Genomic DNA, 14388 nt, shown 5'->3' on the forward strand with positions numbered 1-14388 from the left:
ACAGATATTCAATATATTTTTATAATTTTGAGATAAAAATTATCATCTATGACTCGGTAAAAAGCCATAGACTTAAGTAATATAAAGGCGGACTAAACGACCGTACCCCGATTGATGGAGTATTGCTCGTAGAGTTTGTCCACAATGATGGTTTGTAATATCTCCACGACACGATAGACCTCTTCATAGGTGTTATAAAGAGCGATAGGCGCTAGGCGAATAACATTGGGCTCTCGGAAGTCTGGAATCACGTGAAGATCGCGTAAGGCGATACTAATGCGATAGGCTTCTTCATGCTCTAAAGAGACATGTCCGCCTCTAAATTGATCCTCACGCGGGTTACCTACGGTATAGCCAAAGGGCTTGAGTTTATGATCGATAAGATACATGAGGTAGGCGGTAATATGGAGTGATTTTTGCCGAATCTGATGAATTCCTGCCTCTTCAAAGATCTGCAGTGCGCCTAAGAGCGGGGTCAGCGAGAAGATGTTGGGGGTACCAATTAGCCAGCCGTTGGCATCGATATCTTGATCGAAGGTGTGATTGAGTTGGAACTGGGTGGCATCTTTGTTGCCAAACCAGCCCCGTAGCCCGGCTTTTTTGCCAAAGTGTTTTTTATTGATATAGAGACCACCTGAGGCACCTGGTCCACCATTAATGTACTTATAGTTGCACCAGACGGCAAAATCAGCATCGATAGCTTTGAAGTCGTGGGGGATAGCTCCCATTGAGTGCGCTAAATCCCAGCCGACGAGAATACCTCGTTGATGTGCAGTCTCGGTAATCGTTTGCATATCCAAAAGTTGGGCGCTACGGTAGAGAACTGATGGAAGCCAGACAATAGCCACGTCCTCGCGCATGGCATCAATGATATCTTGGGTTGCGATGGTTCGGCTATCGCGACTTTTCACGGTAATGAGCGCATCTTTTGGATCTAAATTTTTCAACTCAATGAGACTTTGCACGGCATAAATATCGCTGGCAAAGTTAAGTTCATCGACGACAATTTTATAGCGCTCTTTCGTTGGGTGATAAAACGTGGCCAATACTTGGTGAATGTTTGCGGTAATGGTGCCCGTGGCAATGATTTCCTGCGCATCAGCATTTAACAGAGGGGCGGTCTTTTTGGCGATAAGACGGGATATATTGAAGTATAAGCCATCTTTAGTGTTCCAAATTTTAATGCCTTCCTTTTTCCAATCCTCCAAACTGGTCAGTAAGCTCTCTTGGGCATCTTTGGAGGCCATGCCTAGGGAATTCCCGTCCATGTAGATCTCATTCTCTACTTTAAAAAAGCGCTTTTGGAATGGGGCTAAGGGATCTTGTTGATCTAAGTTTTTGGCAAATGACACATCGTCTTTAAATTGATACATTGTGCTTTTCTCCTTTTTATTTTATGGGATAAATATCCCAGAGCATACCTACTGTCCCTTTTTGGATTGCATAACGTTGTAGATGATCATCCCCATGAGTCCGATGATAGCCACGCCTGCTAGCAAGGTAAATCCCCTAGACCAGCTAGTGGAGAGGATCACTTTGATGGTTAGGGGGGATCCAACGACAATCATAAAATAATACATTGTATTGACCAGTGAGATATGATAGCCTGTAACTTCTGGTTTTTTCGAGAGGGCGGAGGCTAAGATCATCACCGCAGTGTAAGAGAAAGAGATCCCAAAAGAGATAGTAAACCACCAACCAATATAAATGCTGGTGGAGAGATGCGCGTCTGTTATCCAGCTGTAAAGAGGCACGGCAATCAAGACGCTTATGAGCATTAAGATGAATCCTAACGCTCCAATGATGACAGGTTTTTTGCTCTTTTCAATGATGATACCGGCAAGTACCCCAGAAATAATGCCCGAAAGACCAAAGGTGCTGGCGTAAGCATTGGCGAGATGGTCGGGCAGTAGGTAGAGATCTTTCATCATAAAAGGCCCGATTTGGATCATGGTGAAGAGAATAAAGGTCATCGCCCCATGGCTTAGTGTTAAGATCCAAATTTTTTTATCACTTAGCGCCTGCGTAAGAAAATTTTCAGGCTTATGCTTGGTATTTTTTTCTGTCCCAATCGGTTCTAACACAAAGATAAAGAGTACCATAGTTAGTAGCGAGAGCACGGTTAGATAGATCCAGATACTACGAAAACCCGTTAGCGGAATGAGTGTCGTACTAATATTAAAGATGATCAACTGGGCTAGGGCGGAGAATGTGCCAAAAAAGCCTAATGCCGTGCCACTGCCTTTGTCGGCAAACCAATGACGAATATATACCATCGCCACCATGAGATACATGGCAAACGAGATGCCTTCAACTGCGCGTGAGAGGAGAAGAAGTGGATAGTTACTAATGAAAACATATCCTAAGAGATTGCCTAACGCGAGCACGGCCATTAATAAGACAATTAAACGTTTGGCGCCAATTTTTGCCATCAACATTCCACCTGGGATGGCCAGAAAAATTCCTGATATCGAAAAAATAGAGGATAGCAGTTGGATATCGCCTTTATCGACACCTAAAGAGTTACTGAGTGCATCCAGAACTAGGGTGGGCGCAATTTTGAGTTGACTCATAGAGATGACAAAGGCTCCAAAGTAAATGAACGAAAATTTTAGCCATCGTTGATACATAAACGCCTCGCTTGAAAAATAGTTTATAGTGTAAAAGGAGCGACCGAATAAATACGAAGTAATCATTCAATATCTTCAGTATAGCATCACTGAATTTATATTGTCAAGCTGTTTTTATGCAACGACAGTTCAATATCTAATGTGGCTACCTGATAGGGTAAAAATCCGCAAAGAAAAAAGTAGACAGTAAGTGAGGAGTCGTGATATGATGAAATGTGTTAGATAGAAATGTTACCTGTTAAGTAAGGAGAGATGAGAATGGTTATTGGATTACCCAAAGAGATTAAAAATCATGAGAATCGCGTGGGGTTGACGCCAGCGAATGTGTTGATGTTAACGCAGGCAGGGCATAGCGTACGCGTGCAAAGCTCGGCAGGTGAGGGTAGTGGCTTTAGCGATGAGGAGTATGTGGCTAGTGGCGCAACGATAGTTGCTGATGGCGCTTCTGCTTGGGATGCACAGATGGTGGTAAAGGTCAAAGAGCCACAGCCTTCGGAGTATGGCTACTTTAAAGAGGGCATGTTGCTCTACACCTATCTACATTTAGCCGCCGAACCTGCGCTTACGAAAGCTCTAATGGAGAAGGGGGTAAGCGCGGTTGCCTATGAGACTGTCCAGCTAAGCGATCGATCGCTTCCTTTACTCGCGCCGATGTCTGAAGTAGCGGGTCGTCGCGCGGTGAATGTTGCTTCGACCTTTTTAGAGAAGCATCATGGTGGGAAAGGGATTCTTCTCTCTGGCGTACCAGGTACGGCGCGGGCGCATGTGGTGATTGTGGGTGCCGGCGTAGCGGGCTTGAGCGCAGCACGTATGGCGTATGGTCTTGGGGCGCGGGTAACGATTTTGGATGTCAATCTTACACGTTTACGCTACATTGACGACACCTATCACGATATCCAAACGCTCTACTCCAATGAGTATAATCTTGCCGAGGTGGTAAAGAGTGCCGATGTCTTGATCTCGACGATTTTGATTCCTGGTACCAAAGCGCCTAAGATTGTCAAAGAGTACATGGTTGCCTCGATGAGTAAGGGATCGATTGTCATTGACGTGGCAATCGATCAAGGTGGATCGGTGGAGAGCATTGATCGTATCACCAGCCATGATAATCCTGTTTACGAAAAGCACGGCGTCTTACACTATTCGGTGGCCAACATGCCAGGAGCCACGCCTCGTACCTCCACCTTTGCGCTGACCAATGCAACCTCGGCCTATCTCTTGGCACTGGCAAATCATGGAGTTCTCGCCTGCAAGGAGAATCCTGCGTTACTCTTAGGGCTTAATACGCACAAGGGGAAACTCACCTATAAGGCGGTTGCCGATGCCTTAGGCATGACCTACACCGAGATTTCTTCATTATTTTAGGATTAATTATGGATTTTTATAGATCTTTTGATATATTTATGCTATAATAACCAAAAGATTCGAGAGAAAGGAGGAGATAGTGGGTAAGAAAAAGATGCCGTTGTTGGTAAAGTTGATATTAGGGATTGTGCTGGGTATTGCGATAGGATTAAGCACGAAGGCGATGGGATTCCTCTTGCCAATTCAGCTACTTGCAACATTTAATGGCTTATTTGGTAGCTTCTTAAGCTTTGTTGTCCCGTTATTGATCCTCTCCTTTGTCTCGGTGGGGATTGCCGATTTAGGAGGTGGCGCGGGAAAGTTGTTGGGTTTATCGGTGGGTATGGCGTATGTAAGTACGATTGTCTTTACCTTATTGGCGATGTTTGCTTCCCAGCTCATCGTCTTTCCTGCGCTCTTAACGCCGAATGCGGTCTTTAGCGATCTTATTGATAATCCAAAAAATTTCTTGGTGAGCGGTCTCTTTAGTATTCCGATGCCTCCCGCATTAGATGTGATGACGGCACTGCTTTTAGCATTTGTTTTGGGGGTCGGTCTCACCAAAATTGGCGATATGGGCAAGCCTCTCTTTCAAGGCTTGCTTGCCTTTCAGAAGATCATTGAGAAGTTGATCGCAGCGATCCTTATTCCCTTGTTACCGATTCATATTGCCGGAGTCTTTGCTAATATGAGCTATGGGGGCAAGGCTTTTGAGGTGATGCGGATGATGATGGTGGTCTTTGGGATTATCTTGAGTTACCATGCGATTACGCTCGTGATCCACTTTGTAGTTGCCTCTATTGTACAAAAGAAGAGTCCGTTAAAACTCTTTTTGACGATGTTTCCGGCATATGTAACGGCGCTAGGTACGCAGTCTAGTGCGGCGAGTATTCCAGTGAGCAAGCAACAGATGAAGCAAGCGGGGGTGCGCGAGGATATTGCTAACTTTACCGCCCCTCTCTTTGCAACCATCCACATGCCAGGTAGCGCGATTACGATTAGTACGATTGCTTTCTCTTTAATGTATATGAGTGGTGCTCCTTTTGATTATAGCGTGGCGATTAACTTTGTGTTGATGCTAGGGATTGCGATGGTAGCAGCCCCTGGGGTTCCTGGGGGGGCGGTGATGGCAGCTTCGGCGATTTTGATCTCGATTATGGGGTTTGGCGAGACACTATTAGCGCTTACCATTGCGATGCATTTAGCGCAAGACTCCTTTGGTACGGCCTGTAATGTTACGGCAGATGGTGCATTATCCTTGGAGATCGACGCGATAGCTGGTAAAATGAAAGAATAAATCGCTTAATATTGTAGGTATTTCCATCTTTTCAATGTGATAGATCTATGTGTTATCTCTAAGTGAAAATTAAACGATGACTCACACGCTGATGCGTTTGGCGTATGAAAGGAGGAGGAAGGTGGCTACAAGGAAAAAAATTCCCTTATTATTGAAGTTGGTGCTGGGAATTGTTTTGGGTTTGATGGTGGGGTCTCTGTTGGGGCGATTTCAGGTGGTATGGCCAGTGCGCGTCTTTGCGACGTTTAATGGATTATTTAGCACCTTTTTAAGCTTTGTTGTCCCGCTATTGATTCTCTCTTTTGTTACGATGGGTATTGCCGATTTGGGCAAGGGCGCAGGGCGAATGCTAGGATTATCGGTGGGGCTTGCCTATGTGAGTACGGCATTTTTTGTGGGCTTGGCGATCTTTTCTTTTCGCTTGTTGCTTCCTTATATGGGTTTGGAAGGGGGTGGCTTTCAACAGATGATGGACAACCCTAATGACTTCTTACTTACCGGCTACTTTAGTATCCCTTTACCGCCGGTGATGGATGTGCTTACGGCGCTGGTGCTTGCGTTTGTCTTGGGCTTGGGCTTAACCGGCTTGTCGAGCAAGGAGAACGCGCTTTATGAAGGAGCGCATATTTTTCAAGGGATTATTGAGAAGCTAATTGATCGCGCGATTTTACCGCTTTTGCCTTTACATATCACAGGTGTCTTTATGAACATGAGTTATAGTGGTGAGGCTAAGCACGTGATGAGTATGATGCTGGTGGTTTTTTTGTTTGTGGTTAGCTTCCAAATTTTGACACTTTTTGTGCACTTTGGTTTGGCTGGAGTGATGACTAAGCGCAATCCATTTAAATTGCTTTGGGAAATGTTTCCTGCGTATGTTACTGCGCTGGGCACACGATCTAGCGCCGCCTCGATTCCTGTAACGCGCCGTCAAATGACGGTGATTGGGGTGGATGAAGATATCGCTGACTTTACTACGCCGCTCTTTTCGGCAATTCACATGCCTGGTAATGCGATTAGTGTTGGCATTATTGCGTTCTCTTTGGCAGCGATTGCAGGCATTGAGGTCTCCTTGGCAGATACTTTTGGGTTAATCTTTATGTTAGGCATTATTATGGTGGCCGCACCAGGAATTCCGGGTGGAGCGATTTTGGCAGCGATGGGCTTTTTACAAACCAATTTTGGTTTTAGTGAAGCATTGATCACTCTAGCCATTGCGATGGATTTTGCTACCGATCCCACAGGAACAGCAACCAATGTAACCGCCGATGGGGCGTTGGCGCTCGAAGTGCAAGCGATTATGGAAAAGAAAGAAAAAGCGAAGTAGAGCAAAAGAGGCGGGGAAGACTCGCCTCTTATTTCTTATCGCTATTTTTTGCCTAAAAACGCTTAGGTAAAACGATACATATAGCCGAGGTAGAAGGTACCACGCACGCTGTTGACGCCACGAATATGGGGATCGATTTGGTCGAAGTTCCCCTCATCCCAAGCTTTGCTATCCTGAAAGAGACCAATCATTCCACTGATGTTAAAGTTGGCACGAGCATTGAAGGTTACAAAGTGTTGCTTATTTTTGTCGAGAGGAACATTGAGTCCGATATCAAAGGCGCTAATGAAGTCGACTTTCATTTTTCGGCTGTAGACGTCGTTAAGGGATTTATCGTCGACAAATTTAGGCGCGGTGGCAATCGAAAAGCCAGGCCCAATCGCGATATACATCCAACCATAGCGAAATTTTGCTAAGAGATCAAACTGAAAGTCGGTAAAGCGCAGGTGTTGATCCCAAAGTCCTAAGAGGGATAGCTCCGGAATTTCTATTCCGGGGGCTAGGGTAATCATACTTGCGGTGTGATCAACCACGCGGGTACGGTTACCAAAGGAGACGAAAAATTCGGGGGTGAGGGCAAACCAATGATTAAAGCCGATGTCGCCGTAAATGCCTAAGGATGTTGCTACGTGATTGTAAGATGCCCCTTGTACTCGCACCGTATTGGTGAGCAAACCTTGAAGGATCGGATAGAGATCAGTAGGGACAACAGGAAAGAATTTTGTGGTGCTAGAGGTGCCTAAGCCCACGCCTACGCGCGCACCCACGGTGTAATTCATTTGTAATGCCTGCGTTTGAAGGGGGAGAAGGAAGGGCAGGATCAACATAGGGATAATTTTTCGCACAACGATATAACTCCTTTTGATATCAAAAATAACGAATTTTTACGTATAAAGCAACATGCAAACATGCCCCGAAGAGGATTCGAACCTCCACTCTACCGCTTAGGAGGCGGTGGCTTTATCCAGTTAAGCTATCGGAGCAGATAACCATAAGTGAGTGTATCACGTTCTTGCAAAAAGATCAAGTTTCGTTCGTTTACAAAGAGAGAGCATCTATAAGAGATCTAACAGATGCTATCCCTTTGTAATAAGGTTTGCTACTTTTTCAGTGCGACGATACCAGGTAGAGCTTTGCCTTCGAGATACTCAAGGCTAGCGCCACCGCCGGTAGAGACGTGGGACATCTTCTCTGCGAGACCAAACTTATTGACCGCCGCCACCGAGTCGCCGCCACCAACAACGGTGATACCACCTTTAGCCTTGAGGCTAGCGACAACTTTAGCGATTTCGTGGGTACCAAATTCAAAGTGCTTAAACTCAAAGACACCAAGTGGACCATTCCAGACCACCGTCTTGGCATTTTCTAGCGCCTTGGCATAGAGCTCGACACTCTTTTTACCCGCATCAAGACCCATCAGGTTCTCTGGCAGGTCGATAGCGTCAACATAAGTAGGCTCCACATCAGCAAATTCGGCAGAGGCAAGGTGATCGACGGGCAGAAGAATTTGCACATTCATCTCTTTGGCTTTGGCTAAGAGGCTCTTGGCGGTGTCGATAAAGTCATCTTCTACGAGGCTCTTACCCACGGTATGTCCCTGCGCTTTGAGGAAGGTGAAGGCCATACCACCACCAATAATAAGGGTGTGTGCGTTCTTGAGGAGGCTCTCCAATACGGCGATTTTGCTAGATACCTTTGCCCCACCTACGATAGCAACCATCGGTTTTTGGGGATTGCTTACGATCGGATCGAGGTAGGCAACCTCTTTTTCCATGAGGAATCCCGCGTAAGCTGGTAAGAAGTGCGCAAGCGTCTCGGTGCTGGCGTGGGCGCGGTGTGCGGTACCAAAGGCATCGTTTACATAGACTTCGCCAAGGCTTGCGAGCTCTTTGGCCATGGCTTCGCGTTCGCTGGCCTCTTTGCTGGTTTCGCGACTATCAAAGCGGGTGTTCTCTAGCATAATGATGCCCGATTCAGGGGCGCTATCGCAGACGGCTTGGGCTTGAGTACCGGTGGTCTGTGCGCTAAAGGCTACGGGCTTACCGATGAGATTAGCAAGGTACTCTGCAACGTTTTTCATACGATTTTTGGCCGCAAAGAAGGTCTCTTGGTCGAGAGATTTGCCCTCTTTTTCCGCCTTTTCTTGGGCTTTTTTGAAATCTTTTTTGGGATCACCCAAGTGGCTCATTAAGACCAAATAGCGGGGTTTTTGGGCTAGAATGTAGTTAATAGATTCCAATGCTGCCTTAATGCGGGTGTCGTCTTGGACTTTACCCTCTTTCATTGGCACGTTGAAATCAACACGCATTACCACTTTTTTACCAGCCAAATCGGCTTCACGGATGGTTCGTAGCTCCATGCTCTTCTCCTTGTTCTTCGACAAAATCTTGAATTTCTTCTTCTTTTATTATACTCAAAAAAGAAGCACTGTAAAGATAGTAGCGCACTTTTTTTTTGTAAGAGCGATTATTTTGAGAATTTCGCCTAATTGGCTTGATCTTACAGGGTGAGAGTGGCTATAATCAAGGAATGAATGCGAATGCGCCTTATTTATACTTGATGGTGGCTAATCCGTACTTTTGGCTCTTTTGCTCGGCGCTCTTCTTGGCGATGGTGCTAGCAAGGGCAACCACGCGCATCAAGCGGAATATCTATGCCTACACGGTGCGTCGACGACACTGGCGTACGTTGTTGTTGATGGGCTCCTTATCGGGATTGTCGGCATGGTTTGGCTTAGGGGTGGTTGGCACGCATTTTGTTTATGGCTCAACTCCGCTCTGGCTCTATTATGTGACCATCTTACTGGTGGTTTTTCTCTTGATACGCTTTGTGCCCTATAGTGGCTATCTTATCTTATTGTTGATACTCTTTAGTGGATACACTAGTCATGTGGTGAATCGTCAGTGGACACTTGTTTCGTATCGATCGTTTGAGCGCGAGCCAGTCTTGGGCATCTATCACTACGATTTGATGGAGCAACGCGCTGATTTAGTTGTCATGCATCGCCCTACGGAGGTGCTCGATCGTGCAGAACTGGCGCGCAATTGGCATGAGATGGGTTTGGTGGCTAATGTGGCTTTTAGCTATGCTAGCTACCCTAAGTGTCCGGTTAATTATCGGGTGCGAGGCTATTTGTTGGAGAGTCGCCCCGAGATCTTTTTTGTCTACCCAGCGCGCTACTTCTACCCATTAGACTTTACGATCTTTAATAGTTCGAGCAATGTCGCAGAGGATCCTCATCTCTTTTGGTATCTTACATTACTCAAACCGATTCTTGGTCTGCGCACCGTGGAGTGGGAGCTTGAAGGGACGTTTGTCAGCGAGGAGACTCCGATGCTCTTTTATCCCTCTACACTGCGCCATACGGTGGCACCACTGGAGAGCGATCTGCCTGAACCGTGTCGTTTTTATGCGGATGGGGATAATGACTAGGCAAATGTTTACATTGGGGGAATGATGAGGCGCGAAAAATCGATTTCTTTGCCCGAGCTTTTAGATAAAATGGAGGCACTGATGCCCCCAATTACACCGATCTATCCAACGGCCTTTGAGGTGTTAATCTTCTGTATCATCTCGTTGCGCACCAAAGATGAGGTGGCTTATCCCTCCGCTGACCGTCTCTTTACCTTGGGGCGTACTCCGATGGCGATCGCGAAACTATCGGTAGAAGCGATCGCGCAGGCGATCTATCCTGCGGGGTTTTATCAGCGTAAAGCCAGCCAAATTTGGGCGATTGCACAAGATCTTGCTAGCAAAGGAATGGAGCAACCGCCTGCTGATCGGGAGGCGCTCTTAACCTATACAGGCGTTGGGCTCAAGACGGCGAATCTGACCTTGTCGCGTGGGTTTAACATCCCAGCCATCTGCGTCGATATTCACGTGCATCGTATTGCTAATCGCCTAGGCTTTATTCAGAGTAACGACCCCGATGAGAGCGAGCGTCTGTTGCGGGAGCATATCCCACAACGCTATTGGAGTAAGATTAACCCCATTTTGGTCTACTGGGGTCAACACTACTGCGGAGCCAAAGCTAAGTGCAATCTCTGCCCCGTACGGAGTGATTGTCCTGTTGGCTAGGTAGCTTGGCAGGCGCAGAGCAGTTCGGGGGAGTTCTTGCGTTCCTTGTATACGGCGAGGCTAAAGAGCGCGGCAAGGCTTAGCAGTAAGAGCGATCCGGTAAAGAAGACGGGTTGGAAGTTATTCTGGCTAAAGACGAGCAACTGCGTGCCAAGGAGCGGTCCTAGGGTGAGCCCTAAGCCGTCAAAGGAGCGGTTGATACCAAAGATTGTCCCTTGTCGATTTGGATGGGCGTAACGCGTAATAAAGTATTGGAGTGCGGGGGTAACGCCACCCACAAAGAAGCTCTCGATGGTGCGAATAACCAGCAACGATTGCCAATTAGGCGCGTAGATTTGCGGAATATAAAAGAGCGCTGCCCCCACCACGGCGATAAGGAGCGTCTTCTCCATCTTGATATGCTTGCTTAGGCGACTAAAGGCGAGTGCTCCTACGGCAACGGCTAAGTTAGCGCTAGCCATAATCGTGCCGTTGATGCTCCCGATACGATCAGCGAGGGTGGGAATGGCGTGGATCATCTCTTTTACGTAGATAACAAAGAGCGAATTGACCAAGGAGAAGGCAATGGCAATAGAAAATGTCATACCAATAAGAAGGATTAAGAAGGGGTGAAGTGCAGGTTTTGCTCGATTTTGTGTAGATTGCGTTGCTTTTTTGTGGAGAGCGGCTTGACTTTTGGAAGCGTCTTTGGGGACGAATGCCAAGAGCACGCCTAGGGCGATGGCGAGGATTACGACGGTGATTGGGAAGTTGAGGCGTCCACCAAATTGATCGTAGACCGCCCCACCGATCATCGGGCCAATGCTCTTGCCTACATAAATGGCCACCTGCAGAAGCGCAAGCGAGGAGACGATCTTACCTTTGGGTGTATAAAAGAGAATCAATACCGTAGCGGCGGCGATAGAGCCAGTAAAGCCACCTTGCAACGTCTGCAAAATGAGCAGTTGGAGCGGACTCTGCACAAAGCTCATTAAGCCGACAATCAGAATGCCCGTGGCTAACGCGCGAGCCAGCATCAAGCGTTTACCAAATTTGTCGGCCAAAATGCCCCAAACTGGCATTAAAATCATCATAGCAAATGAAGGCCCTGCGCTTAAATAGCCTGTCCAGCGTGTGAGTTGTTCTCCTTCGAGGGCAAAGAAGTCGGCTAAAATTAACGGGAGAATCGGTACGGTAACGGTAAAGGCAGCGATGGTCAGCATCTCGGCAAAAAGGATCGCCCCGACAATCATTTGCCAACGTGGGTGAGGGTTTGCATTATTCATGCGATGATTGTAGCATAGCTAAGGAGAAAAATCAAGCTTGGCATGCGATTTTCTTAATGGTGAGATTTACCCTGCCGATAGGGTACATATGAGAGATATGTTCGTGGGAGGTGATATGAAAAAGTATGCGATATTGATGGTGTGGTGGGCGCTTTTGCCCTTTGGGCTCTTTGCGCAAACGCAGTTGCTTTATCGGGAGGCTAGCGAGCGTCTTGATGTGGATCACACCTTAGATTTTCTCTTGAAGGGACACTTTAGTGTAACGGTGGAGCAAGGGGATAGTTTTGGGGTTTTTGTCTCGCCGTATATTGCAAAAAACGCTAAAATTAAACGTCAAAAAGGGCGTTTAGAGATTTCCCTTTCCAAGGGTGGCGAGGTTTATCTGGAAGGAGAAAAGATTCGCATTGTCTTGGCACGGGGAGAAGAAATTCCGCAGTTGTCGATGAATTTAGCGCGTCCTTGGCGCTTATTTGGAATTGGATCTTCACGGGGAACAACCTCATTTTTTATGAAAAATATTAAGATAAATAAATTTTTATTAACTTATAGTGCGCAACAAACCATCGATATCCGTAACATTTCCGCCGAGGAGTTTCGTCTGGTGGGCAGTGGGTCGGGTAAGGGTGAGCTTCATGGCATTCAAGCTAAGCGCATGGATGTGAAGAATAGCGGATCGATGGCGCTTCTCTTAGAGGCAATAACCGCAACCGAAATGACGATGCAGAGCAGTGGATCGGCGGAATTTATCCTAAATAATCTCGAGTTGGTGCGTCTTGCTTTAGAAAATAGTGGGTCGATACGTTGGCAGTTGGATAATGCGCGCGTGCAAGAGATGCATGCCAAAAGCTCCGGTAGTGCTAAGATAGCGGTGGAGCGTTCGCCGATGCAGTTGGTCGATCTCTCGAATTCGGGGTCGATGCAGATGAAACACCTTAGCCTTGTCGATCTGTTACGCGTAAAAAGCAGTGGAAGTTTTCACGGAGAATTTATCCTTAAAAATACGTTACATTGGATCAAAAATAGTGGATCGGCTAAGCTTACCCTCGCTGGGCAGAGCAAGATCGATCTCCATAATTCAGGAAGCTTACATATTAATGATCAACGTTATCGTGGTGATTTTAAGGGAATTTTGGCCATTGTCCCTTAGCTCTTGTCGTTGGGGATGTCGGTAGGCGTGGCTGGTTTGGGCGCAATGATGTTAGGCGAGAGCATCAAAATGATCACCAGTGCCATCAATAATCCGGCGCTCATGATAAAGGCGCTGTAAAATTGGTTGTCGGATACCACCCATACGCCTAGTGCAGGGCCTAGTGCCGAACCCACCGCATTGAGCGAGGCGACCAGCCCAAAGACGATGCCGTGTTTATGATTTGGTGCATTGCTAGAGATGAGGTAGTTGAGACCGGGGGTGATGCCTCCAACGAAGAAGCTGGCGATGAGCCTGAAGATAAGGAGCATCTGCCAAGAGGTGGCGTAGACTTGTGGAATATAAAAGAGCGCCGCGCCAGTAAGCGCAATGAGTAAGAGGTGGCTCATGGAGAAGCGCTTACCCATTTTGGCAAAAAAGATCGCACCCAATGCTAGCGTAATGGATGCGCTACCAATAATGATTCCCGAGATGGTTCCTAAGTCTAAGGTATCGGGGACGATGCTCTTGACGAAGAGTGGGAAGATGGGCGTAACCAAGGAGAAAGAGATGCTGACGATCATACCGGCGAGAAGCAAAATCAAGAGGAGCGGGTTCTCTTTAAAGAGCGTGAATTGGAATTTTGATCTTTGGCTTGCTTGTGGATCTTTGGGGCGTCCTTCTACTCTATCTTTAGGGACAAAGCGTAAGATAAGGAAGGAAGAGATCGCAAGCAGGATCGCGGTAAAGAGAAAATTGGCGCGTCCACTTAGCTGGGTTTGGTTAAGTTGATCGAAGCGAAGCAGGTAGTCGTAGAGCGCACCACCGACCAGCGGCCCTAGGCTTCCTCCCATATAAATGGAGACTTGTAATAGCGCGAGCGTCGTGGCGCTCTTCTCTTTTGGGGTGAAGAAGAGAATGAGTACGGTGGCTGCCGCGATCGACCCCGTGAATGCGCCTTGAAGTAGACGTAAAATGAGCAGTTGCATCGGACTTTGGACAAAGGTCATGAGGAAGAGTACCACCATGCCCCCCATCATCGCGCGAACCAGCATGAGGCGCTTGCCCATCTTATCGGCGAGTACGCCCCACACCGGCGAGAGCAACGCCATGGTTGCCCCTTGCGCCACAAACATCCAACCATTCCAGCGCACGAGCTCTTCGCCTTCTAGTCCAAAGAGATCTTTGAGGATAAAGGCAAGGACAGGCGTGGTGAAGGCATAGGCACCTACGGTAATGCCTTGGGCAATCAATATCGTTAAGACGATGCTTTGCCATCGTGCTAGGGGAAAGAGGGGTACTTTGATCGGCTTCATTTAGTAAGA

At 47.2% G+C, this 14388-nt stretch carries 12 protein-coding genes and 1 tRNA gene; 6 read left to right on the forward strand and 7 right to left on the reverse strand.

From position 1 onward, the window contains the following. Positions 1-92: 92 nt before the first annotated feature. Complete coding sequence (gene kynU, locus PVA46_RS01950) at positions 93-1373, reverse strand: kynureninase (protein ID WP_167695093.1); 1281 nt, start codon at positions 1371-1373, stop codon at positions 93-95. Positions 1374-1421: 48 nt separating this feature from the next. Continuing rightward, positions 1422-2696, reverse strand: a complete 1275-nt coding sequence (locus PVA46_RS01955) for an MFS transporter (protein ID WP_338032670.1) — start codon at positions 2694-2696, stop codon at positions 1422-1424. Positions 2697-2882: 186 nt separating this feature from the next. Between PVA46_RS01955 and ald the strand changes: the two genes are divergently transcribed. From ald to PVA46_RS01970, 3 genes are all read left to right on the forward strand, one after another. Further along, complete coding sequence (ald, locus tag PVA46_RS01960; protein ID WP_246226692.1) at positions 2883-3995, forward strand: alanine dehydrogenase; 1113 nt, start codon at positions 2883-2885, stop codon at positions 3993-3995. 79 nt (positions 3996-4074) lie between these two features. Next, entirely contained in the window at positions 4075-5271 is a 1197-nt protein-coding gene (locus PVA46_RS01965; protein WP_212603835.1) for a cation:dicarboxylate symporter family transporter, read from the forward strand. A gap of 121 nt (positions 5272-5392) precedes the next feature. Then, complete coding sequence (locus PVA46_RS01970) at positions 5393-6595, forward strand: cation:dicarboxylate symporter family transporter (protein WP_167695095.1); 1203 nt, start codon at positions 5393-5395, stop codon at positions 6593-6595. A gap of 62 nt (positions 6596-6657) precedes the next feature. Here PVA46_RS01970 and PVA46_RS01975 read toward each other — a convergent pair whose 3' ends face one another. From PVA46_RS01975 to PVA46_RS01985, 3 genes are all read right to left on the reverse strand, one after another. Next, positions 6658-7440 (reverse strand): hypothetical protein, encoded by a 783-nt coding sequence (locus tag PVA46_RS01975; protein ID WP_167695096.1) that lies wholly within the window; start codon positions 7438-7440, stop codon positions 6658-6660. A gap of 64 nt (positions 7441-7504) precedes the next feature. Next, a tRNA-Arg gene (locus PVA46_RS01980) sits at positions 7505-7578 on the reverse strand. A gap of 116 nt (positions 7579-7694) precedes the next feature. Beyond that, on the reverse strand, positions 7695-8954 hold the full coding sequence (locus PVA46_RS01985) for a phosphoglycerate kinase (protein ID WP_167695097.1): 1260 nt from the start codon (positions 8952-8954) through the stop codon (positions 7695-7697). Between the two features lie 170 nt (positions 8955-9124). Between PVA46_RS01985 and PVA46_RS01990 the strand changes: the two genes are divergently transcribed. Next, positions 9125-10027, forward strand: coding sequence for a hypothetical protein (locus PVA46_RS01990; protein ID WP_274360307.1), 903 nt, complete (start codon positions 9125-9127; stop codon positions 10025-10027). A gap of 81 nt (positions 10028-10108) precedes the next feature. Next, positions 10109-10672, forward strand: coding sequence for an endonuclease III domain-containing protein (locus tag PVA46_RS01995; RefSeq protein WP_167695099.1), 564 nt, complete (start codon positions 10109-10111; stop codon positions 10670-10672). Here the strand turns inward: PVA46_RS01995 and PVA46_RS02000 are convergent. Further along, complete coding sequence (locus PVA46_RS02000) at positions 10669-11937, reverse strand: MFS transporter (protein ID WP_167695100.1); 1269 nt, start codon at positions 11935-11937, stop codon at positions 10669-10671. The two genes, PVA46_RS01995 and PVA46_RS02000, sit on opposite strands and share 4 nt — an antisense overlap. A gap of 88 nt (positions 11938-12025) precedes the next feature. Between PVA46_RS02000 and PVA46_RS02005 the strand changes: the two genes are divergently transcribed. Continuing rightward, positions 12026-13084, forward strand: a complete 1059-nt coding sequence (locus PVA46_RS02005; RefSeq protein WP_274360308.1) for a GIN domain-containing protein — start codon at positions 12026-12028, stop codon at positions 13082-13084. Here the strand turns inward: PVA46_RS02005 and PVA46_RS02010 are convergent. Further along, positions 13081-14379, reverse strand: coding sequence for an MFS transporter (locus PVA46_RS02010; protein ID WP_167695102.1), 1299 nt, complete (start codon positions 14377-14379; stop codon positions 13081-13083). The genes PVA46_RS02005 and PVA46_RS02010 overlap by 4 nt on opposite strands. Between the last annotated feature and the right edge of the window lie 9 nt (positions 14380-14388).

The sequence above is a fragment of the Entomospira culicis genome, assembly GCF_028748145.1.
Taxonomy (GTDB): Bacteria; Spirochaetota; Spirochaetia; order WRBN01; family WRBN01; genus Entomospira; species Entomospira culicis.